This window comes from Megamonas rupellensis DSM 19944 (genome assembly GCF_000378365.1).
Classification (GTDB): Bacteria; Bacillota; Negativicutes; order Selenomonadales; family Selenomonadaceae; genus Megamonas; species Megamonas funiformis.
In genome coordinates this window covers 41,475-65,638 of the sequence record NZ_KB899577.1, presented here as the reverse complement: position 1 = coordinate 65,638, position 24,164 = coordinate 41,475, and the positions used below count along the sequence as shown (strand labels likewise).

General features: G+C 27.1%; 24 protein-coding genes and 1 pseudogene. 24 read left to right on the top strand and 1 reads right to left on the bottom strand.

Annotated elements, in window-relative coordinates; genetic code table 11:
• The 18 genes and pseudogenes from F553_RS0106140 to rfbB all read left to right on the top strand — a co-directional run.
• Positions 1-211 (top strand): zinc ribbon domain-containing protein (locus F553_RS0106140; RefSeq protein ID WP_018999427.1); only part of this gene is annotated, 211 nt, incomplete at its 5' end.
• A 192-nt stretch (positions 212-403) separates the two neighbouring features.
• Complete coding sequence (locus F553_RS0106135) at positions 404-1,891, top strand: Na+/H+ antiporter NhaC family protein (RefSeq protein ID WP_018999426.1); 1,488 nt, start codon at positions 404-406, stop codon at positions 1,889-1,891.
• A 236-nt stretch (positions 1,892-2,127) separates the two neighbouring features.
• Positions 2,128-2,880: a polysaccharide biosynthesis/export family protein gene (locus tag F553_RS0106130; protein WP_018999425.1), complete on the top strand. Its 753-nt coding sequence runs from the start codon at positions 2,128-2,130 to the stop codon at positions 2,878-2,880.
• 14 nt (positions 2,881-2,894) lie between these two features.
• Entirely contained in the window at positions 2,895-4,268 is a 1,374-nt protein-coding gene (locus F553_RS0106125) for a GumC family protein (RefSeq protein ID WP_018999424.1), read from the top strand.
• Between the two features lie 33 nt (positions 4,269-4,301).
• On the top strand, positions 4,302-5,756 hold the full coding sequence (gene wbaP, locus F553_RS0106120) for an undecaprenyl-phosphate galactose phosphotransferase WbaP (protein WP_018999423.1): 1,455 nt from the start codon (positions 4,302-4,304) through the stop codon (positions 5,754-5,756).
• 1 nt (position 5,757) lies between these two features.
• On the top strand, positions 5,758-7,119 hold the full coding sequence (locus tag F553_RS0106115; RefSeq protein ID WP_018999422.1) for a mannose-1-phosphate guanylyltransferase/mannose-6-phosphate isomerase: 1,362 nt from the start codon (positions 5,758-5,760) through the stop codon (positions 7,117-7,119).
• A 10-nt stretch (positions 7,120-7,129) separates the two neighbouring features.
• Entirely contained in the window at positions 7,130-7,621 is a 492-nt protein-coding gene (locus tag F553_RS0106110; RefSeq protein ID WP_018999421.1) for an acyltransferase, read from the top strand.
• An 11-nt stretch (positions 7,622-7,632) separates the two neighbouring features.
• On the top strand, positions 7,633-8,697 hold the full coding sequence (locus F553_RS0106105; RefSeq protein ID WP_018999420.1) for a glycosyltransferase: 1,065 nt from the start codon (positions 7,633-7,635) through the stop codon (positions 8,695-8,697).
• 14 nt (positions 8,698-8,711) lie between these two features.
• Positions 8,712-9,779, top strand: coding sequence for a glycosyltransferase family 2 protein (locus tag F553_RS0106100; protein ID WP_018999419.1), 1,068 nt, complete (start codon positions 8,712-8,714; stop codon positions 9,777-9,779).
• A 250-nt stretch (positions 9,780-10,029) separates the two neighbouring features.
• The gene (locus tag F553_RS0106095) at positions 10,030-11,001 is read left to right on the top strand and encodes a DUF6625 family protein (RefSeq protein ID WP_018999418.1); all 972 of its coding nucleotides are present in this window, start codon (positions 10,030-10,032) and stop codon (positions 10,999-11,001) included.
• Positions 11,002-11,017: 16 nt separating this feature from the next.
• Entirely contained in the window at positions 11,018-12,133 is a 1,116-nt protein-coding gene (locus tag F553_RS0106090; protein WP_018999417.1) for a glycosyltransferase, read from the top strand.
• A gap of 15 nt (positions 12,134-12,148) precedes the next feature.
• The gene (locus tag F553_RS0106085) at positions 12,149-13,231 is read left to right on the top strand and encodes an EpsG family protein (RefSeq protein ID WP_018999416.1); all 1,083 of its coding nucleotides are present in this window, start codon (positions 12,149-12,151) and stop codon (positions 13,229-13,231) included.
• Between the two features lie 32 nt (positions 13,232-13,263).
• Positions 13,264-14,358, top strand: coding sequence for a polysaccharide pyruvyl transferase family protein (locus F553_RS0106080; RefSeq protein WP_018999415.1), 1,095 nt, complete (start codon positions 13,264-13,266; stop codon positions 14,356-14,358).
• A 113-nt stretch (positions 14,359-14,471) separates the two neighbouring features.
• The gene (locus F553_RS11745) at positions 14,472-15,437 is read left to right on the top strand and encodes a glycosyltransferase family 2 protein (protein WP_018999414.1); all 966 of its coding nucleotides are present in this window, start codon (positions 14,472-14,474) and stop codon (positions 15,435-15,437) included.
• A gap of 12 nt (positions 15,438-15,449) precedes the next feature.
• Positions 15,450-16,961 (top strand): lipopolysaccharide biosynthesis protein, encoded by a 1,512-nt coding sequence (locus tag F553_RS0106070; RefSeq protein ID WP_018999413.1) that lies wholly within the window; start codon positions 15,450-15,452, stop codon positions 16,959-16,961.
• A gap of 18 nt (positions 16,962-16,979) precedes the next feature.
• Positions 16,980-18,728, top strand: a complete 1,749-nt coding sequence (locus F553_RS0106065) for a thiamine pyrophosphate-binding protein (protein WP_018999412.1) — start codon at positions 16,980-16,982, stop codon at positions 18,726-18,728.
• A gap of 11 nt (positions 18,729-18,739) precedes the next feature.
• Positions 18,740-19,576 carry an SDR family NAD(P)-dependent oxidoreductase gene (locus F553_RS0106060; RefSeq protein ID WP_018999411.1) on the top strand — a complete coding sequence of 279 codons (837 nt, stop codon included), beginning with the start codon at positions 18,740-18,742 and terminating at the stop codon, positions 19,574-19,576.
• A gap of 171 nt (positions 19,577-19,747) precedes the next feature.
• Positions 19,748-20,497 (top strand): annotated as a pseudogene (gene rfbB / locus F553_RS12100) (dTDP-glucose 4,6-dehydratase); the annotation flags it as partial.
• 60 nt (positions 20,498-20,557) lie between these two features.
• Here rfbB and F553_RS0106050 read toward each other — a convergent pair.
• Entirely contained in the window at positions 20,558-21,151 is a 594-nt protein-coding gene (locus tag F553_RS0106050; RefSeq protein ID WP_018999409.1) for a GH25 family lysozyme, read from the bottom strand.
• Between the two features lie 172 nt (positions 21,152-21,323).
• Here F553_RS0106050 and F553_RS0106045 point away from each other — a divergent pair, with 172 nt between their 5' ends.
• The 6 genes from F553_RS0106045 (at position 21,324) to galU (ending at position 24,141) form a co-directional block, all read left to right on the top strand.
• The gene (locus tag F553_RS0106045) at positions 21,324-21,593 is read left to right on the top strand and encodes a helix-turn-helix domain-containing protein (protein ID WP_018999408.1); all 270 of its coding nucleotides are present in this window, start codon (positions 21,324-21,326) and stop codon (positions 21,591-21,593) included.
• A gap of 233 nt (positions 21,594-21,826) precedes the next feature.
• Positions 21,827-22,045 carry a DUF2922 domain-containing protein gene (locus F553_RS0106040; protein ID WP_018999407.1) on the top strand — a complete coding sequence of 73 codons (219 nt, stop codon included), beginning with the start codon at positions 21,827-21,829 and terminating at the stop codon, positions 22,043-22,045.
• A gap of 46 nt (positions 22,046-22,091) precedes the next feature.
• Positions 22,092-22,313 carry a DUF1659 domain-containing protein gene (locus F553_RS0106035; RefSeq protein WP_018999406.1) on the top strand — a complete coding sequence of 74 codons (222 nt, stop codon included), beginning with the start codon at positions 22,092-22,094 and terminating at the stop codon, positions 22,311-22,313.
• Positions 22,314-22,383: 70 nt separating this feature from the next.
• Positions 22,384-22,944, top strand: a complete 561-nt coding sequence (locus F553_RS0106030; RefSeq protein ID WP_018999405.1) for a sigma-70 family RNA polymerase sigma factor — start codon at positions 22,384-22,386, stop codon at positions 22,942-22,944.
• Positions 22,945-22,961: 17 nt separating this feature from the next.
• Positions 22,962-23,111 (top strand): YvrJ family protein, encoded by a 150-nt coding sequence (locus tag F553_RS12300; protein WP_008539595.1) that lies wholly within the window; start codon positions 22,962-22,964, stop codon positions 23,109-23,111.
• A 154-nt stretch (positions 23,112-23,265) separates the two neighbouring features.
• The gene (gene galU, locus F553_RS0106020) at positions 23,266-24,141 is read left to right on the top strand and encodes a UTP--glucose-1-phosphate uridylyltransferase GalU (RefSeq protein WP_018999404.1); all 876 of its coding nucleotides are present in this window, start codon (positions 23,266-23,268) and stop codon (positions 24,139-24,141) included.
• The last annotated feature ends 23 nt before the right edge of the window (positions 24,142-24,164 follow it).

Sequence of the window (24,164 nt, the reverse complement as noted above, 5' to 3'; positions counted from 1 at the left end):
AAGAAAAGTTGGCTCCATAGTGCAAAAAATAGATAGATACTATCCAAGTTCGCAAATTTGCCATATTTGTGGTACAAAAAATCCTGAAACTAAAAATTTGGCAGTTCGTGAGTGGATTTGCGCAAAGTGCAAAACCAGCCACGATAGAGATAGAAATGCTGCTATAAATATATGGAAGGTTGGGGCATCAACCTTCTTTGGAGAGATATAGTAAGACCTGCTATTTTAGTAGGCAAATATCGTTTGTATCCAAGAATCCCCTGCCTTTAAGCATGGGGAGTATGTCAATAAGGACAGGATATTGTTATCAAAAAGCATTTTGCCAAATAGTCTATAGATGGTATAATATAGCTATTGTTTTTAACTATTTATAATTTGTATATATAAGAAAGGATGGAAATGAATGGTTGAATCAGCATGGTCGCTATTGCCTCCGATAATTACCATAGTATTGGCTTTGGCGACAAAAGAAGTATACATGTCGTTGATTGTGGGTATCTTTGTAGGGGCTTTAATGTTCACAGGCTTTGATTTATTAGCTGCTATTGATGCATTCTTTGCGATTATGTCCGATAAAGTTGGCGGAAATGTATATATTTTAGTATTTTTGGTCTTATTAGGTATTATTGTAGCAGCTATTGCTCGCTCTGGTGCTTCTCGTGCTTATGGTGAATGGGCAGCAAGTGTAATCAGAGGAAAACGCAGTTCTTTACTCGTTACTTCTATCTTAGGGGTAGTTATCTTTATCGATGACTATTTTAACTGTTTGACTGTAGGTACAGTTATGCGACCTGTTACTGATAAATTTAATGTAACTCGTGCAAAACTCGCTTATATCATTGATGCTACAGCAGCACCAATTTGTATTATCGCTCCAGTATCTAGCTGGGCAGCAGCAGTTAGTTCTTCACTTCCAGAAGACAGTGCTATTGATGGTTTCTCCTTATTCTTGCAGACAATTCCTTTTAATATGTATGCATGGTTTACTATTATTTTTATGTTGTTCTTGATTTGGACAGGTAAAGATTTTGCCGCTATGAAGACTTTAGAACAAAGAAGCAATGGTAAATTAATTATTCCTGAAGAATATAAAGAAGAACAGATGGAAATAGTAGGTAATGGTAAAATCTTAGATTTATTATTGCCACTTATCGTTTTAATCGGTGGCTGTATCTTCGGTATGCTTTATACTGGCGGTATTTTAGATGGTGCTAGTGTATCTGATGCTTTTGCTAATTGTGAATCCGCTAGAGGTCTAGTAATTGGTTCCTTTATCGCTTTAGTGTTCACATTCTTACTCTATGTGCCACGTGGAGTACTCCGCTTTGGTAAATTCTGTGAATGTTTCAATCAAGGTTTTAGAGCAATGACACCTGCTATCTTTATCTTATGTCTTGCTTGGAGCTTATCTGGTGTTTGCGGTGAAGATTATTTGAATATCGGTGGTTATGTTGGCGGTATCGTTTCCAATAATGCTACTGTAGGTATGTTCATGCCAGCAGTGTTCTTCCTTGTAGCTATCGGTCTTGCTTTTGCTACTGGTACTTCTTGGGGTACATTCGGCATCTTGATTCCTATCGCACTTGCTGTAGTATCTACAGATCCACATCTTTTAGTAGTTACAGTAGCAGCAGTATTAGCTGGTGCTGTAGGTGGTGACCATGTATCACCAATATCTGATACTACTATCTTGGCTTCTGCGGGAGCTCAATGTAGTCATATCGACCATGTAAGTACACAAGTTCCATATGTAATCGTAGTAGCTACATGCTCTTTCTTAGGATATTTAGTAGCAGGTATTGCAGGCAGTGGTTGGATCGGTGTAGTAGCTGGTTTTGTTTTATTAGCTATAGCTATGATTTATATTTATAAAGTTTTAATGAAAGATTAAGTGATAATATTTTCAATAAATGTTAGGATAAACTAGTTTATTCTAACATTTATTTTTTATAAATATATATTAGAAAAATAATTTCATTAGTAAATATATAAGCATTAATAGTGTTAGTTATTTTATATGAAAAAAAGCTTCATATTTAAAGGCTTGACGCATTTTGGCTATATGTATAAAATAGAACTTAATGAAAAAGGAAAAGTCAATACATAGAAAGAATATGGAGGAATTTTATGTATAAAAAAGTGATAGTAACAACGGCAATATTATCCATGATTGCTGCTACTTCTTTTGCAGCTGATAAGACGGATGATAATACATTGTATATGGGATTGAATACTGTACCTATAGAGGTAGGGGCAGATGATACTGCTATTTTTAAACCAGCAGCGATAACATCAATAACAGATTATAATCACCAATATCGTCTATATAAATATGACGTTATATCAGTGCGTATAATCGGCTTCAAAGATGCACAAGGCTTAGATAATATCATGATAGGTACAGATGGTTATGTAAATCTGCCATATGCTGGCTCTGTAAAACTCTCTGGTCTTACTATAGAAGAAGCCAAAACTGTACTTATGCAGAAATTCAGTAAGTATTTAAAAATACCAGATATGTCAATTATCGTTACATCTTATGGACCACGCAAGGTGCAAGTATTAGGAGAAGTGAATAATCCAGGAACAGTAGAACTAGCTTCTGATGATATGAATGTGACCAATGCTATATCTAAAGCAGGTTGGGTGACTACATATGGTCGCATCAAAAAAGCACAAGTGATCCGCATAATTGATGGCACTATGTATATAAAGGAAGCTAATATTAAAAACTATATTGAAAAACACGATATCACACAGAACTTAGCTTTAGAAGATGGTGATATAGTATTTATTCCTAAATCCAATAAAATCGACTATAAACAAGATATTTTACCACTTCTCGGTATCTATACTACTTATAAGGCAATTACAGATTAATAGGAGGGCAAAGAGTGGATAATATAAATAATAATGATAATACAATTGATTTAAGAAAGCTGTTCTCTATAATGGGAGAGCAGAAAAAAGTAATTATACCGATCATAGTGATTTGTACAGTGATTGCTATTATAGTAGCATTTGTATTGCCAAAGTCTTATCAGTCAAATACACTTGTTAGAATAAAATCCTCTAATAATTCAGCTATGTCAAGTATGGCTGCAATGGCAGCAGGTTTTGGTATAGATGTAGGGGGATCATCATCTTCTGCTAGTCCAGAAAATTATATAGAGCTTATGAAATCAAGGGAAGTCATTCAACCGATTATTGATGGTCTAGATATGGATGAAGAAAAAAAGGAAAAAATGACTACAGATGGTTTCATAAAATCTAATCTAGAAATCACAAATACAAAGAAAACAGATTTAATCAATATCACAGCTTATGGTAAAACTCCAGAAGAAGCACAGATGATCTCTCAATCTGTAGCCGATAATTTTCTCACTTTGATGACGAAATTAAATAAAGAAGGAAATTCTTCTTCGCTCAATTTCTTAAATGATCGCATGGCGATAGCTAAAGAAGAGATGGAAACTGCCGAAAATAAATTGCAAGCTTATCAGCAAGAAAAAGGCATTTATTCTCCGGATGATCAGGCGAAAGCACTTATCGATAGACTCAGTGCCTATGATACGAATATCGCTCAATTAGAAGCACAAGAACAAGCAAATAGTGCTAAACTTCAAGATGTAACAGGTCAATTAGAACAGCAAAATAGCTCTTTGCTCGAATACAATATTTCTGATAATGATGCTATTATGAATTTGCGTACAGCTATTGTCAATAAACAGGTAGAGTTAGTCGGTCTTGAACAGCGTTATACAGAAGAACATCCAGATGTGATTCAGGCAAAACAGGAACTAGCCGAACTTAAAAGATCTTTGGATCGAGAAATTCAAAGTGCTGTAAACTCTAAGAGTGCTACACTTACACCAGTACAAGGTAATCTCTTGATGGAAAAAGTGCAGACAGAGACAGAAAAAGCGGTGACAAGTGCTTCTCTTGATGCCCTAAAAGCAAAACAACAGGAAGCAGAAGGCAATATCTCCACTTTATCTGCTGATAGTGTGGAATATATGCGTCTTTTAAGAGATCAGACTATAACTTCAGAAGTATATACAAATCTTGTAAAAGCATATGAAAATACAAGAATACAAGAAGCTCAAGAGTCGATGGATATTCAGATAATCGATGCAGCTAATTTACCAAGAGAAGATATGCCAGCTAAGCCAAATAAGAAAATTATTGCAGCTATTGGCTTTGTCTTGGGTATTATGATTTCCTTTGGTTATACTTTATATGTATATAATAAACGATACGGTTTATGATAAATAAGAGATAAATACAGGCGGGGGATCTTAGTGGATAATAATTTTTCGAAAAATAGAATATCTAAAATGGATAATATTGCTGCATATATATTGCCTGTGATAGTCAGTATAGGTGATTATATAGCAATAATTTTGGCAGAGGCGATTGCTTTTTATCTTTGTAATTTTTTCATGCCAGAAGATTTTCATATGGATATTCCTAAATCTTATTTTTATCTTTGGGTGCCTGCTGTATTTATCTTTTTCTTATTTTATGCAGATACACATAAACGCATGGTACCGTATTGGGAAAAGATAAAAGATATTTTTTGTGCTAATTTTTATAGTATAATAGCAGCTATATTTATTTTATATTTAATACATGAGGATATAACGAAGATTTCTCGTTTATATGTAGTTTTATTATTTATCTTTAGTTTTATATTTTTATATAGCATACGTCAAATTCTCATATATATTTGTAATCGTTTAGATATTCTCAAAGAGCCAGTGATTTTTATTGGTGGAGGAGCGGTAACGGAAGCAGTTATTAAATTTTATGATAATAATAGTTGTTTTGGCATAAAAGTCGTAGGAATTATTGATGATGATTTTTCTTCGGAGTATTTAAAGCAGAGATATCCACTATTTAAAGGTATAGATAAATCTGCTGAATATATAAAAAAATGTGGTGTGAAGACTGTAATAATAGCAAAAACTAGATTGGATAGAAATAGTTTAAAAGAATTATTGACTAATATTCAATTTTTAGTTAGAAATGTAGCCTTTATACCAAATATAATCGGTACACCGATAGCAAATCTTGATGTAAGACGCATTTATCGAGAAGATATAGTACTGTTAAATATAAAGAATAATTTAGCATATATGCGTAATAGAATAGCAAAAAGAATTTTTGATATAATAATGGGGCTGATCATCTGTATACCAGCTGTACCGATTTTAATACTGTGTTATTTTTGGGTTAAATTTGACTCCAAAGGACCAGTATTTTTTAATGCAAAACGCATTGGTAAAGATGGTAAGGAATTTACCTGTTATAAATTTCGTTCTATGTATATGAATTCAGATGAGATATTAGCTGATTATTTAGCGAAAAATCCTGAAGCAAAAGCAGAATGGGATGAGTTTCAAAAATTACATGATTTTGATCCAAGGGTGACAAGAGCAGGCAGGATAATGCGTAAGACAAGTCTGGATGAATTGCCACAGTTACTCAATGTACTTAAGGGAGAAATGAGTCTTGTAGGACCAAGACCATATCTTCCTAGAGAAATAGGAAAAATGGGAGAATATTATAAGATAATCATCTCTACAGTACCTGGGATAACGGGTTTTTGGCAAGTCAATGGTCGTTCTGATGTGACCTTTGAAGGCAGATTGAAGATGGATAATTGGTATATCTATAATTGGTCTGTATGGATAGATATGGTATTACTTTTTAAGACGATTAAAGCAGTATTTTTCAGTAAAGGGGCAGTTTAAAATGAAGATAGTTATACTTGCTGGAGGTGGTGGAACAAGACTGTTCCCATTATCAAGAGCGTGTTATCCAAAGCAATTTTTGCATGTAATTGAAGATAAATCGCTATTGGCTCAAACAGTGGAAAGATTTCTTGGTTTAGTAAGACCAGAAGATATTGTCGTTGTTACAAATGAAAAATATATATTTCATGTGCAAGCAGAGCTTAAATCGATTAATGCACAAGGGGCACATGTAATAGTTGAACCAGTTGGCAGAAATACAGCACCGGCAATAGCTTTAGCACAGATTTATTGTAAAGATAAATTAAAATGTAATGATGATGAAGTATTATTTATTAGTCCTTCTGATCATTTAATTAAGCCGATAGATGCTTTTCAAGATTTAATTAGAAATGCTCAAGATATAGCAAAAGATAATATAGTGACTTTGGGAATTAAGCCAACAAAACCAGAGATTGGCTATGGTTATATTGAAGCAGAGAAAAATAATAATTTAGCTAAAAAAGTTATTTCTTTTAAAGAAAAGCCAGATTTAGCTACAGCTAAAGAATATATCGCTTCTAGTAATTATTATTGGAATGGTGGTATGTTTATGTTTAGTATGGCTACTATGCAGGCTGAACTCACTAAACATATGCCAACAATAATAGATATTACCCAAAAGGGTTATCAGTATACAGTTGATAATTTTTTTTATATGCCAGATATTTCTATTGACTATGCAGTAGCAGAAAAATCACAAAAGATGATGATGATACCAATGGAAAATATTTATTGGAATGATATTGGTAGTTTTGACGCTATAGCAGAAGTTTTATCAGATGAAAATAATAATGCTTTTATCGGTGATACTTTAACAGATAATTGTACTAATACCATGATAATCGCTGAAGATAGATTAATTGCTGGTATTGATTTAAATAATCTTGTAATAGTTGATACACCAGACGTTTTGCTTGTAGCACAAAAGGGGCAGTCACAAAAGGTTAAAGATGTAGTTAGTAAATTAAAAAAAGCTGACCGTAAGGAAGCACGTGAAAATGTGACGATGTATCGCAGTTGGGGTAAATATACACTTTTGACTGAAGGAAAAGATTATAGAGTTCGAAAAGTGGAAATGAATCCAGGTAAAAGTTTAATGATGCAGATGCATTATCATAGAAGTGAGCATTGGACTGTTATATCTGGTACAGGAAAAATAACGATCAATGATAAGGATAGTATATTTACTGAAAATCAAAGCACATATATTCCTATGGGGGTTAAACATAAATTATCTAATCCGGGAAAAATACCATTAGTAATAATAGAAGTGCAATCTGGTAAATATATTAATGATGATGATATTGTAGTTTTTAAATAGAGGTAAATATATGATTTTTTTAAAAGTTTTTTGGCATTTGAAAGCATTATTAAAAATATTATTTTATAAAATAATATTTTTTAATAAGATAAAAATTGGAAATAACTTTACTTTTAGAAATAATTTTTCGTTATTAGCTGATGGTGGAAAAATTATAATAGGAAATAATGTTTTTTTTAATAATAATTGTTCTATAGTATCCCATGGAAAAATATCAATAGATGATAATTGTATTTTTGGTGAAAATGTAAAAATTTATGATAATAATCATAGATTTAATAATTTTAATATGAATATAAAAGAACAAGGTTTTTCTATTGGTGAAATAAAAATTGGAAAAAATTGTTGGTTAGCAAATAATGTTATAGTCTTAAAAGGGGCAGAAATAGGTGATAATGTAGTTATTGGTGCTGGTTGTATTGTAAAAGAAAAAATACCATCTAATACTATTGTTAGCATGAATTGTAATTTAGCTAAAGAACCAATTAATTATTTAAAGTAAGGAGAAATATATTGAAAGTACTTCATATAGGTGAATATGTTAATGGTGGTCTAGCCACATATTTAAAAATTTTATTAAATGGATTGCAGAAATATCATGATATAGAAAATTATTTATTGATTAGTGAATATAAATCTCAAAAAATTTGGGATGATATAACTAAAAAAGTATTTTACTACAAATATAAAAGAAGTATAATAAATATTTTTTCAGCTATAAAACAAATACATGAAGTTATAGAAAAGGTAAATCCTGATATAATACATGTTCATAGTACATGGGCTGGTCTTTTTGTTAGATTGCCATATTTATTTAGAAAAAAAAAGACAAAGATAATATATCAACCACATGGTTGGGCTTTTTTAATGGATACATATAATTATAAAAAAAATATATATGTTTTAGTAGAAAAAATTTTATCTATACCAACAGATAAAATTATAAATATATCCAATTATGAACAAAATCAAGCTATTAAATATGGTTTAAATAAAAATAAAATGATAATGATTTATAATGGTGTAGAAGATAAAATAAATAAGTCTAATTTAAAGTTAAATTGGAATGATAATAAAATAAATTTATTATTTGTTGGTAGATTGGATAGACAAAAAGGCTTAGATCTATTTTTAGATGTATATGATAAAGTGAAATTAGAAAATATTCATTTATATGTAATAGGAACTAGTGTATTGGATAATAAATTGCCTCAAAATACAGAATATGTTACTTATTTAGGTTGGGTTGATAACAAAGATATTGATGAATATTATCAGGCATGTGATGCAGTAATAATGCCTTCTCGTTGGGAAGGTTTTGGTTTAGTTGCTATTGAAGCAATGAGAAATTTAAAACCAGTAATAGTAAGTAATAGAGGAGCTTTACCAGAACTTATAAAAAATAATAAAAATGGATATATTTTTGATATGGATGATTTAAATAGTTTAGTGTCGATATTGTCTAAATTAGATAAATCTAAATTAAAGCTTTTGGGAATTAATGCAAGAAAAATTTTCTTAGAAAATTTTTTAGCAGATAAGTTGGTTGATAATATATATTATTTGTATAAATTATAAATATGGAGGAATAAATGATTAATGAAATATATAAAGTAAGTATAATTGTGCCTGTATATAATGCAGAATCTTACTTGAAAAAATGCCTAGAAAGTTTAATAAATCAATCATATAAAAATTTAGATATTATTTTAGTAGATGATGGTTCGAAAGATAATAGTGGGAAAATTTGTGATAGATATGCAAACATAGATAAACGATGTAGAGTTTTTCATATAGAAAATTCTGGTAGTTCAGGAGCAAGAAACTTTGGGTTAAATTGTATACAAGGCGATTTAATAATGTTTGTTGATGCAGATGATTGGTTAGACTTAGATTGTATAGAAATATGCATATCTAAGATTATTAATAATGAAGATGTTGATTGTGTTATATTTTCTTATATAAGAGAATTTAAAAATATATCTAGAAAAAATAAAATCTTGGGAAACCAAGAATTTATTATTTCTGGAAATGAAATGAAAAATAAGATTTATAGAAGATTGTTTGGCCCTATAGAAAGAGAAAAGGCACATCCTGATGCAATGCATGATTTAAATCCACCTTGGGGAAAATTATATTTTAAAAAGTTTTTAAGAGATATAAAATTTATAGATGTAAAAAAGATAGGACCTGCAGAAGATGTGTTTTTTAATATAGAAGTATTTTATCATTTTAATAAAGTACTTTATATACCAAATGTATATTATCATTATAATAAAATGAATGAATTATCAATGTTGCATACTTATAATAATAATTTATTTATAACTAGAAAGAATTTTCAAAAGTATGTTTTTGAATTTATAAAGAAAAATAAATTAGGAAAAGATTTTTATGAGGCTTTAAATAATAGAATAATTTTTGATTTATTAGGATTATCAAGAAATGTAATGAATTCTAATGAGACATTATGTAAGAAATATTTACTAATAAAAAATATATTAAATGATAATGAATATAAAGTTTCTTTTAAAAAATTTAATTTTAAATATTTAGATCTTAAATGGAGAATCTATTATTTTTTTTGTAAAAAATCTTTTGTTTTGGGAGTAATGATAATGACATTTCTAGCAGAAAAATTAAAAAAATATCTTCGTTAATTTAGTTAGAATTAATATATGAATTTATTAAGTTTTTAATAAAATATATTTTATAAAAATAATATTGAATTTATATTATTATTTATTTGTAGAATATATAATAAATAATAATATATTTATATATGGATTGGTTATGTTATTATAAATGATATTTAGTGTAGGGAATAAATATTCTATCTGAAAAAATTGGAATGTATAATGGATTTTTATGATTTGACCTAAAAATATGTCTTTGTAGAAGGAGAATTATATGAAAAAAATAGTATTTATTATTCCATATTTTGGTAAATTTAATAATTATTTTCAACTATTTTTAAATTCTTGTGCTTATAATAAAAATTTTGAATGGTTAATTTTTACAGATGATACTAGAAAATTTAAGTATCCAGATAATGTAAAAGTTATATATACTACATTTGATAAATTAAAAAAAAGAATACAAGAATTGTTTGATTTTCCGATAATGTTAAATAGTCCATATAAATTGTGCGATTTTAGACCAGCTTATGGATTGATTTTTGAAGAATATATAAAAGAATATCAGTTTTGGGGGTATTGTGATACTGATGTTATTTGGGGAAATATATCTGATTTTATAAAAGATGAAGATTTGATGAAGTACGATAAAATATGTGTTTTTGGACATTGTAGCTTATATAAGAATAATAAAAAAATAAATAATTTATTTAAAGTAAACTTGAATGGTGAAGAACGTTATAAGATTGTAATGCAAAGAAATCGAACAAACTCTTTTGATGAAGAATTTAATGGTAGTATAAATAATATAATGGAACAAGAAAATTTAAAAATACGCTATAGAGAAGATCAAGCTAATATTTATACTAAATCATCTGATTTTAGATTAACAAAATTAAATGAAGATAAAAAAACGTATACAATAGAAAAATTAAAAAAAGCTTTTTTTGTTTGGGATAATGGTAATTTATTGAGATATATATTAGAGAATGATAAAGTTTATATAAAAAAATATATGTATATACATTTACAATCTCGTAAAATGAAGATTAATTTAACTAATTTATATAGGAATAAGTATAAAATTATACCAAATGCTTTTGACGAATTGGAATTTAGTGATATTGATAAAAAAACATTTAAAAAAATTAAAATAAAACATTTTAATTTGCATTATTTTAAATTACGTAGTAAAAATTTGCGTGAAAAAATAAAACGTAGATTAACAGGTTACTATAATAGTTAATAAATAGGAGGAAATAATGAATTTAGCAATTGTAACATCAATAGCTCCTAATAAAAAAAATACAGGAGGACCATCTGGTCTTATCTGGGAGATACAAGAATTATTAAAGCAAAAAAGTGATATAAATATAGATACTTTTATAGTTAATTCTTCTAAAAATAAATATATAGCACAATTAAATACATGGGGAATTTATCAAGGAAAATACAAAAATTCATTAGAAAAATATGATAAAATTTTATTATATCCAGATTTTTTATTAGGATATATGCCATCTAATATATTAGAAAAAATAATAGTATTAGCACCTGATGCTAGCAGTATGGTTGGAAAAAGGAAATATGATGTATATATGAAAGATGAATCTATAAATATAGTAAAGAAAGTATATCAATATCTTTATTATAAAAGGTTTGTTTTTTTTGAAAAAAAATATATTCCTAAAGTTAATAAATATATAGTTGTTGGTGAAAATGATCGTGATTGGCTACAAAGTTATTTAAAGATAAATTCAGATAAAGAAAAAGTAGTTTTTTTAAGACATCCATTATTATCATATTCAATGGTAGATTTAGAAAAAATAGAGGTTTCTAATGATAAGAATAAACGTTTTATTTTTGCAGGAGATATGCGATATTCTTATGTAGGACAAAATATAAAAAATTTAGCAGAAAATCTTAATAGATTATTAGAAAAAAATGATGATAAATTATCCATTGTTGTAGTGGGAAAAGCTAATAAATGGATAGCAGATATATTTAGTCAAGTAAGATATTTGAATGTAGAGTATTTTACTTGGATAGAACATTATCAAGATATTTGTCAAATAAATAGAGATGTACATTGTATTCCGTTAATTGCAGGTGGGGGAACTAAAAATAGAGTTTTAACGGCAATTGCAAATGGTTTAGAAATAATTTCTACAAAAATTGGAACAGAGAATATACCTATAAAAGGTTTAACAAATGTATTTATTTGCGAAAATATGAATGAATTTGCAAATAAAATGATAAAACAATCTAATTATTATTTAACAGAAGAAAATAGTAAAATTTTGATAAAAGAACGATTGATATTTAGAAAAAATATCACAAAAGAATTTCATATATTATTAAATAGTTTTATAAAATAAAGGCGGGATTTGTATATGGAAATAGGTACAGTCTTTTTTATGTTAATAACTTTAATTTTTGTGATATTAGGTTTTATAAAAAAAAATTCTATATTTTTATTTGTTTTGCAACTTTTATGGATGTATATATTGTTGGCTGGAAATTTAAATTCTATAGATATGGGGGTACATCAGCTAATTTTTGAATCTAGTCAAAGTGGAGATAATTATACATTATATAGTTATCTATGTTATTTATCTGGCACGAATGGATTAAATTTTATACAATTAAATGCTATCTTATTAATTTTTGCCATAGGAGCTATATGTTATATAGTATATAATTTTTCTAAAAATTATTGTTTTGTAATGAGTTTATATTTTTTATATCCTTTTATTGATTGTGTAATACAAAAAAGATTTTTTATAGCATCTATAATTGGTTTAATAGGAATGATTTTTTTATTTAAAAATAAGAAGTTTATATTTAGTTTATTAATAATAATTTCAGGATTTATACATCAGGCAGCTTTTGGATTTTTTATATATTTATTGATTCCAATTTTAATGAGAAGTAAAAATAAGAAAATAATATTAATTTTTTTATTATTTATTGTAATATTATTAATGCCATTTATAACGGATATATTATCTATATTTTTTAGCTCAGAAAAAGTTGAACTTTATTTTAATATTTTACATGAAAAAATAAAATATCCTATATTGAGTTTTATTTTATGGAGCGTATTTCATATTGGGTTTGTTTATTTATATTATAGATTTTATAAAAGTTGTAAAATTTATATAAAAGATAGCTCCATTGATTTTATAAGTTTTGTTTGGTATTTAAATTTAATATCATTATTAATAGTTCCGTTATATTATTGGGAACCAACTTTTATTCGTATATATAGAAGTATGATTTTATTTAATTATATAAGTATATCTTTAGTTTTACCGAAAGGACAAATATATTATAAAAAGGTTTTTTATAATGCATTAAATTTTATTATTTATAGTATAATAGCTTTTATTGGTGTTTATTTTTTACTTGGTGCAGGTTATGAAAGTATAGTAGAACCTATATTTTTAAATAATATTTTATTAGAAATAATGTAAAATTTAATTAAATAATTTGGGTGAGGTATTTTATGAAAGTAGCAATATTAACATTATGCACTAATAATAATTATGGGAATAGATTACAAAATTATGCTTTGCAAAAATTTTTATCTATTTATATAGAAACCGTAGATACTATTTGGTTTGAAAAAAATCATTATTTGCCAGAGTTGCCTACATGGAATTGGAAATTAATTTTAAAATGTATTTTAAGATGGAAAAATGCATATATTGATTTTAAATATAATTATGTTAAAGAGTGCATTAGAGAATATAATATAAAGAAGTTTTCAAATAAGTATATAAAAATAAAATATGATTATAAAATAAGAAATAATTTAAATGAAGAATATGATTATTTTATAGTAGGCAGTGATCAAGTATGGAATCCACATTATGAACAATATTATAATGAAAAGTTTTTAAAATTTGCTGATAAAAAGAAAAGAATATCTTATGCGGCAAGTTTTGGAGTAACAGACATAGATAATATTAAAACTAAGAAAATTTTTCAAAATAACTTAATAGAAATGAAAAATATTTCTGTTAGAGAAGTGGCTGGAGCTAAATTAATTGAAGAATTAATAGGAATAAAAGTGGAAGTAGTAGTAGATCCAACAATTTTATTATCTAAAGAAGAATGGCAAAAAATAGAAATGGTTCCAGAATGGTATAATGGAGAAAAATATATTCTTACTTATTTTTTAGGAAATCCATCACCAATAATTAAAAGTATTGCAAAGAAAAACAATTGGAAAATCTATAATTTAATGGATAAAAATGATTTTGATTTATATACTTCAAGAGTAGAAGAGTTTGTATATTTAATAGATCATGCACAATTAGTAGCAACAGATTCTTTCCATGCGTGTGTATTTTCAATTTTAATGAATACTCCATTTTTAGTCGTTAATAGACAACAAAAAGGAGTAGCAGATATGATATCTCGTATAGATACATTAATGGAATTATTTGGATATCAAGATAGATATATTGTAAATGGTGAATGTAATTTATCTGATGAAAAAATTTTGAATATGGATTTTAGTAATGTAAAAGCTATTCAAGAACGAGAAATAGAACGCTCTACAGTATATATGAAAAAAGCTTTAAATTTAGAATGATTTAGGGATTTGTTAAGTTTTTATATTAATAATTAATTTGATAAATTTGCTTATTGTAGAAAAAATATATATATTTATAGTTGTATTGAGTTTTTTGAAGGGAGAAAAATATTTTGAAGCCTTTAGTATCAATAATTACACCGTGCTATAATGGAAATGGAAAGATTCAACTATATTTAAATTCAATATTGAAACAGACATATGATAATATAGAAATTATTTTAATAAATGATGGATCTACTGATAATACAGAGGAAATTATTTTATCATATAAAAGTAGATTTATAGATAAAGGATATAAATTTATTTATTTAAAACAAAAAAATTCAGGTCAAGATGTAGCATTAAATAATGGGTTAAAATACTTTTCAGGTGATTATTTGATGTGGCCAGATTCAGATGATATTTTGTTACCGACAAATATAGAAGAAAAAGTTAAGTATTTGGAAGAAAATAAATCAGTTGGATTAGTTTATTGTAATACTAATTTAGTAAGGGAAGATAATTTAGATAATGTAGTAAAAAAATGGAATAAAGTTTTATCTAAAGATAGATTAGAAAATGTTAATGATATATTATTAAATAAAGTAGTATTAGCTGGAGGAGCTTGGATGATGAGAAGTTCATTTTTTTTAAAACAAAATCCCAGCAAACAAATAATAGTAACTGGTCAAGGGCAGAATCTTCAAATGTTACTACCTATAGCATTTAATTATGATATGGGGAAAGTTGATAAGTATTTATTTACGTATGTTATATATAAAAATAGTCATTCAAATAAAAAAAGAACATATGAAGAAATGATGAAAAGAATAGATGATAGTATAAAAGGCATTGATAATATTTTGAAGACAATAAACTTAGAAAAATCATTATATGATAGATATTTTCAAATGGTTAAAAATGAATGGGAAATAATAAGATTAGATACAGCTATTGGGTATTTTAAATGGAAAGATAGTAGAATAATATATAGAAATTTAAAAATAAATAATGTAAATGTAAGTTTTAAATTAAATATTAAATATTATTTAAATCAATGTGGATTATATAAATATATTAAAAAGTGGATTATATAAGTAGGTATTTTTATGAATCAAAGAAGTATAGGTATTGGATTATCATATATTAATATGATAATCCAAACAATAGTAAATTTTGTATATGTTCCTATTTTATTATACTATATGGGACAATCAGAATATGGATTATATCAGCTTATGGGATCAATTATAGCTTATTTTAGTGTAATGGACTTTGGATTAACAGCATCTACTATAAGATTATATATAAAATATAAAATAGAAAATAATTTTAAGTTATTAGAAAACTTTTTAGCAATGACTCAAAGAATATATTTTGTTATTTGTTTAATAACATTAATAATAGGTTCTTTTGTATATACTTTTTTAGATGAAATATTTAAAACAGGTTTAACTAATCAAGAATTGATAAGTGCTAAATATATTTTTATATTATTGATTTTTAATATGATAATTACTTTTATGGGAATGATGTATCGTTCAATAATAACTGCAAATGAAAAATTTTTATTTATGAAGGGTATTGAAACTATACAGTTAGTATTACAACCATTTGCAGTAATAGCAATGATGCAAATTGAGCCAACTGCATTAGCAATGGTATTTGTAATGACTGTAATAAATCTTATATTAGTATTAATGAGAATGTATTATTGTCATTGTAAATTAAAAATAATAATAAAATATTCATTTTGGGATAAAGACGCTTTCAAAGAAATGAGTAAATTAGCATTAAGTGTTTTTATAGTAACAATAGTAGATCAAATATTTTGGAAAACAAATCAGGTTATTTTAGGTATAATAAGTGGTACAGCAATAGTAGCAGTATATTCTATATCTTCATTGATTTATATGAATTATATGGCATTATCTACAACAATAAGTGGTATATATTTACCTAAAATAACTAAAATGGTAGCAAGTAGAGTATCAAATAAAATATTATCAAATGAATTTCTTAGAATAGGGAGATTACAATATTATTTATTGGGATTAGTATTAAGTGGTTTTTTTGTGTTTGGAAAAGAATTTATTGTAATATGGACTAATGAAGATTTTATAGATGCTTATTATATAACATTGATAATTATTACACCATTTACAGTAAATTTAATTCAAAATATAGGAAATTGTATTATGCAAGCTAAAAATGTTTATAATTTTAGAGCATATGTATATGCTGGGACAGGTTTGTTTAATATTGCTATAGCTATACCATTAGCTGTATATTATGGAGCTATAGGATGTGCTTTTGCCTCTGGATTATCATTATTTATTTCTAATGGTTTAATAATGAATTGGTTTTTTGAAAAATATTTAAAAATAGATATTAAATTATTTTGGAAACAAATAAGTTGTATTACAATTAAAATATTATTATGTAGTTTTATTGGAGTGATATTAAATTATTTATTTGGGATAGGTAGTATAGTTTTTTTAGTAATAAAATTATTGATATTTGTTATCAGTTATTTAATTATTATGTGGTTATTATCTTTCAATAAAGAAGAGAAAGATTTATTTATAAAATTTAAAATAAAAATTAAAAATATTTTATAGAAAAAAGAGTGTGAGATAATGGATACTTTTTATACAAATGAAAAGCATACGCAAATTTTGATAGCTTTAATGAAAAAACATGGTATAAAAAAAATTATAGCCAGTCCGGGAGCTACTAATATTTGTTTAGTAGCTAGTTTACAAAATGATCCATATTTTGAAATATATTCTTCTGTAGATGAACGATCAGCAGCATATATGGCTTGTGGATTAGCTGCTGAAAGTGGGGAACCTGTGGTATTAAGTTGTACAGGAGCAACAGCTTCTAGAAATTATATGCCAGGTCTTACAGAAGCTTTTTATCGTAAATTACCGATATTAGCAATTACATCAACGCAAAGAATTGATAGGATAGGACATAATGTACCGCAAGTTATAGATAGATCTGTAGAGCCTAATGATATTTTTAATTTGAGTGTATATATTTCAGAAATATATAATGATGAAGATAGATGGTCTTGTGAAGTGAGAATAAATGAAGCTATTTTAGGTTTAAAACATCATGGTGGAGGTCCAGTTCATATAAATTTAGTTACGAATTATAGTTCAATTTATGATGTAAAAGAATTACCTGATGTAAGGGTTATTAAACGTATATATTATAATTCAAAAATGCCAGAAATACCTAAGGGAAAAATTGGTATATATGTAGGAGCTCACAGAGAATGGTCAAAAGAACTAACAGATAGAGTGGATGAATTTTGTAGTTTATATAATGCAGTAGTTTTTTGTGACCATACAAGTAATTATAAAGGAAAATATCAGGTATTTCCATCACTAGTAGCATCACAAGAATGTTATAGAGCAGCATGTTGTTCCGTAGATTTATTATTGCATATAGGAGATATATCTGGTTCATATGTAGTAATTTTCTCTAATAAAACATGGAGAATAAATTTTGATGGTAAAATTTGTGATACATTTAAAAATTTACAATATGTTTTTGAAATGAATGAAAAAGATTTTTTTGAAAAATATATAGAATTAGCACATATATCTACTAATAAACAACAAAATACTTTTTTACTTGAATGGCAAAATGAATATAAAGATATTTATAATAATATACCTGAAATACCTTTTTCTAATCCATGGATTGCTAAGAATACAATTAGTCATTTACCAGAAAATAGTGTATTACATTTAGGTATTTTAAATACTTTAAGATCCTGGAATTATTTTGAGGTGTCTAGTACTGTAAGGGGATATTCAAATACAGGTGGTTTTGGTATTGATGGAAATACCTCATCACTTATAGGGGCTTCTTTATTTGATTCTAATAAATTATTTTTTGGTATAGTTGGAGATTTATCATTTTTTTATGATATGAACTCATTAGGAAATCATCATGTGAAAAATAATTTAAGATTAATGATTATAAATAATGGTAAAGGTGCAGAATTTACAATGTATAATCATTTGGGTGCTAAGTTTGGAGAAAAGACAAATGATTATATAGCAGCAGCAAATCATTATGGTAAAAAATCAGCAGTTTTAATTAAACATTATGCTGAAGATTTAGGTTTTGAATATATTTCTGCTAAAAATAAAGAAGAGTATTTAAGCAACTTAGAAAAATTTGTTAATCCTAATATACTAGAAAAATCTATTGTTTTTGAAGTATTTACAGATAGTAAAGATGAAAGTGAAGCTCATAAGATTATAAGAAATATAAAAAAATCTAAAAAAGGCATAGTTAAAAAAATGGTAAAAGATACATTGGGAGAAAAAGGTATACTTTTATTAAAAAATTTTATAAAAAAATAAGGTAATATAATATGAGTTTAAAGAATAAAATTATAAATTTAATAAATATTTTTAAAGAAAAAAAATATATACCAGTTGTTGAAATAAAAAATAAAAGTGATTTATTAAAAGATAAGGTAGCATTAATAAGTGGAGGAAGTAGCGGTATTGGATATGCAATTGCAGAAAATTTTATTAAACATGGATGTAATGTTATAATAGCTGGTAGAAATGAAAATAAGTTAAGAAAATGTTGTGATAAATTAGGAAAATTGGGAAGTTGTAAATATATTATTTTAGATGTATTAGACATAAATGAATTAAATAATAAAATTTTAGAAGCAAGTACTTTTTTTGATAAAAAGAAAATTGACATTTTAGTCAATTCAGCGGGCATAGTAGCAAAATCTTCTTTTGAAAATATGAAAGAAGATGAGTATGATTCAATTATGGATATAAATACAAAAGGAACATTTTTTATGTGTCAGTATATGAGTAAATATATGATTGAACATAATATAAAAGGACATATTTTAAATATATCGTCTTCATCAGCATTAAGACCAGCATGGACTGCTTATGAAATGTCAAAATGGGCAATAAGAGGTTTTACCTTAGGATTAGCTGATAAATTATTACCATATGGAATAGTTGTAAATGCAATAGCACCAGGACCAACTGCAACACCAATGTTAGGGAAAAAGAAAGATGATACTATATATAATCTTAATAGTATATCAAAAAGATATGCAGTTCCTTTAGAAATAGCAAATATGGCATTATTTTTAGTTAGTGAAGCTGGTAATATGATAATAGGAGATACTATATATGTAACAGGAGGTAGTGGAGTTATAACATTACACCATTAAAAAATATATTTTTTAATGATATTGATAGGTAGATTTTCCACCTATCAATATCTATCTTTTTTTGCGGATGTTTTTATTTATTAGAAAATATATTTTTAAATATAAATAATGAAAATATTAGTAACTGGTGGATTAGAATTTATCGGTAGCAATTTTATTTAGGATTGATTTATTGAAAATCCAGAAATCTTTTTGCAGACAAATGTAATCGGTACAAGTGTACTGATGGATACTTGTCGTAAATATGGTAATATTCGCTATCATCAAGTATCTACAGACGAAGTTTATGGAGATTTACCTCTTGATAGACCAGATTTATTCTTTACGGAAACAACACCACTGCATACTTCTAGTCCATATTCAGCTTCGAAAGCTTCAGCAGATTTATTAGTGCAGGCATATTATCGCACGTATAAATTACCTGTGACTATTTCTCGCTGTTCAAATAACTATGGACCATATCACTTCCCCGAAAAATTAATTCCACTCATGATAGCAAATGCTTTAAATGATAAAAAATTACCAGTGTATGGTAAAGGTGAAAATGTACGTGATTGGCTCTATGTAGAAGATCATTGCTCTGCTATAGATTTAATCATTCGCAAAGGAAAAATTGGCGAAGTATATAATATTGGTGGTCATAATGAACGTACTAATTTAGAAGTTGTGAAAACAATTATTAGAGAACTTGGTAAAAGTGAAGATTTAATTGAATTTGTAACAGACAGACCAGGTCATGATCGTAGATATGCTATTGATCCTACTAAAATTCATGATGAACATGGTTGGCTTCCTGCTACTAAATTTGATGATGGAATTAAGAAAACTATTGAATGGTATTTGACACATAAATCTTGGTGGGAAAAAATCATCAGTGGTGAATACAAAGATTATTATTTTAGAATGTACAATAATAGATAGAAATAGATAGAAAAAAACCTCAAAGAAGATATTTTCTTTGAGGTTTTCTTTTAGTATAGTTTATGCATAGTAAATATTACAATCAAGTATCATATCATCTATTTGCTTATGATCTGTGTATTGCCATATCTTGCAAATGCGATTAGGATATTCTAGTTTAAAGCTGTTTTTATAATAATATTGGGCAGACCAGATGGGGATATAATCTGCAAGTAGATTTAAGTCAATGATATTGGTGAGCCAATTATAGGAACTATATAGACCTACATAATTATAATTTAATTCATTTAGTCGATTGATGAAGTTGCCAATCATATAAGCTACATTGATATTATACTTGAGCATAGATTTATCTTCTGCATCATACCAAATGCCAAGTGGTGGATTTTGTCCGTTGAGATATGTTTTTATCTGTTTATCTACCCAGTTAGCTTCGGCTATGGCTTCATTAATTGTTGAGGCATGAGTATAATAATATATACCATAGAGAAGATTATAAGCTACAGCATTATTCACATGTGAAATAAACATTTCATTTAGATGAGCGTATTCACCTATTTTGATGATAACGCCTTGAATATTATTTTCTTTTAGTTCTTGCCAGTTTAAGTTTTCTTGCCAAGCTGAGATATCTACTACTTGAAAATTTTGCATAAGTAATCACTCCTTTAATGATTTACTTGCAGTTTAAAGGAAGAAAATAAACCTTTGGAGTAATTTTAGAAAAATTTTTTGTTATTTTTATAAAAATTTACGACATGTCGAATACATTTTATTTTTATAAGAGTATAATATAGTTAATCTAAAAAAAAGCGAGATGATTATAATGCTACTTATAAAGGCAGTAGATTATAGGATTTTGGAATTATGTAAGGCTTATAATTTGAGCATAAATGGCTTGGCAAATAAAGCAGGAATGCCACCTTCAACTGTGGCTAGCTTATTAAGTGAAAAAAGTCGTAATCCTACAGAAGATACTATTTTTAAAATTTGTATTGGTTTTGGTATGAGAATGGATAAATTTTACGCCTCGAATTTATTTGACATTAAAAATATAAGTTTAGAAAATACTTCGCAGAAAATATATAAAGTTTAAATTCATAACTGCACATATAGCGAAAGGCAAACTATTATGTAATTTTGGATAATAGTTTGTCTTTTTTATTTGCTAAGAAAAAATTTTTTGATTTAGGGGTTGATTTTTGCCATCTAAGTTGCAAGTAAATAAGTGTAAGGAGTTGATAAGATGAATAAGAAACGGCGGCAAAAGATGTTATCAATCAAAGCTATGATGTATTTTTAAATTTTAAAATTAAGGAGTGATTTTTAATGGCAGATACACGCAAATTAACAATGGTATTTACTTTAGATAATGGAGACGATTTTAAATATAATTTAGCAGACCCTAAAGATGAATTGACAAAGAGCGAAGTCGATGTAGTCATGCAGAAAATGATTGATACACAGGCTATTATCAAAGATAATCATAAAGCAACAGCGATTAAAGAAGCATATATCACAACTACTACACAAGATGTTTTAGCTTAAGTTTAATTTATAATTTTATTTTATAGTTTATTAGGAGGAATGTATTATGGCAGTTAAGAAAAATGCAGAATGTGAAATCATCATTAAAGTAGAAACAGGTACTACTTCTACAGGTAAAGCTAGTTATAGCAGTCGTAGTTTCGGCTATATCAATCCGTCTTTGACAGAAGATGATATTTTAGATATCGGTCAAAAAATATCGGGCTTACAAAAATATAATTTAGGTAGTGTAAATCGTCAGGACACAGCAGAAATCACTGCGGAATAAGGAAAAAGGGGTGCGTGTCACCCCTTTTTCTTTTAAATTATTCTCTTGATGATAGAAAGAAGACGATTAGATGGAAAGACTATTAATAAAAGCTAAAGCTGGAGATAATTATGCTATACAGTTATTATTAAATAAGTATAAGAATTTATTAAATAGTGCTTCTAGACAACATCATTTAATATCTATTCAAGAAGAGGCATATGAAGAAGCTGTGATTAGTTTTTATCAGGCAATTAAAGATTTTAATGAGTCTTTAGGTGTGCCGTTTGCCGGTTATGCTAAAGTAAAAGTATATCAAGGTGTGCATACTTTATTTCGTAGATATTTGCGTATTTGGCAAAATGAAGTGTCATTATCTGCTCAAATGAATACAGATGATGAAGATGAAATAAAAGAATTTGGGGATTTATTGGCAGTAGATGAGGATTTAGCAGACAGTATTTCTTCTAGATTAGATATAATGAAACTTATTCATCAATTGCCACCTAAACAATATAAAGTCTTTATTTTGGTAGTATTTAAAGGATTAAAATATAAACAAGTAGCAAAACTATTGCATATATCTGTACAAGCTGTAAGCAAAAATTATCGTAAAGCATTAGCTTTTATTAATAAATCTCTAGAGAAATAAAGAATTAAGGTGATAATATGGAATATATTTTTACGTATATAGCAAATTATGGTTTTCCTATGGTAGTAGCAAGTTTTTTGTTATTTCGCATGGATAAACACTTGGCTAATTTAGAAGAAGGTATAAGACATATGAATGAAACTTTAGCTAAACAGGTCAATCATTAATAAAAATAAAAACAGAGATTTTCTTCATGATAGATTGAATAAATAATTTCATGAAGAAAATCTTTTTTTATGCTATAATAAATTTTGATTGTATAAAATTGTCATAATTTAAAGTATTTTATTTATTTGAGTAGATTATAGGGAGTAGATTGTTATGAAACGTATTCGCAAAGCTGTTATACCTGCTGCTGGTTTTGGTACTCGTTTTTTGCCAGCGACAAAAGCAACACCTAAAGAAATGTTACCAATAGTAGATAAGCCTACAATTCAGTACATAGTAGAAGAAGCTATCTCTAGCGGTATTGAAGATATTTTGATCATCAGTGGTCATGCTAAACGTGCAATTGAAGACCATTTTGATAGTGCGCCAATTTTAGAAGCTGAATTAAAAGCTAAAGGTAAAACTAAATTATTGGAAATGGTACAGGAAACATCAGAAATAAATGTGCATTACATTCGTCAAAAACATATGCGTGGTTTAGGTGATGCCATTTTATGTGCTAGAGCATTCATTGATAATGAACCATTTGCTGTATTATTAGGTGACGATATAGTTTATAATCCTGAAATGCCAGCTTTAAAACAATTGATGGATATGTACACACAAACAGGTGCTACTATTTTAGGTTGCCAACAAGTGCCAAAAGAAAAAGTTTCTTCTTATGGTATTGTAGCAGGCGTACCAACTATCAATGAACAATTGATGAAAGTCAATGATATGATTGAAAAACCAAGTATTGAAGAAGCTCCAAGTCAAATGGCAGTGCTTGGTAGATATATCATCACTCCAGATGTATTTGAAGTATTACAAAATACTAAGCCAGGTAAAGGTGGAGAAATACAGTTAACAGATGCACTCAAAGTTATGGCAAAACGTGAAAATGTTTATGCTTATAATTTCACTGGCAAACGTTATGATGTAGGCGATAAATTAGGCTTTTTGAAAGCTACAGTAGAATTTGCTCTCCGTCGTGATGATTTATCTGGTGACTTTGCGGAATATCTCAAAACAATTGTAAAAGATTTATAATAATAATTATAATAAAAAAGGTG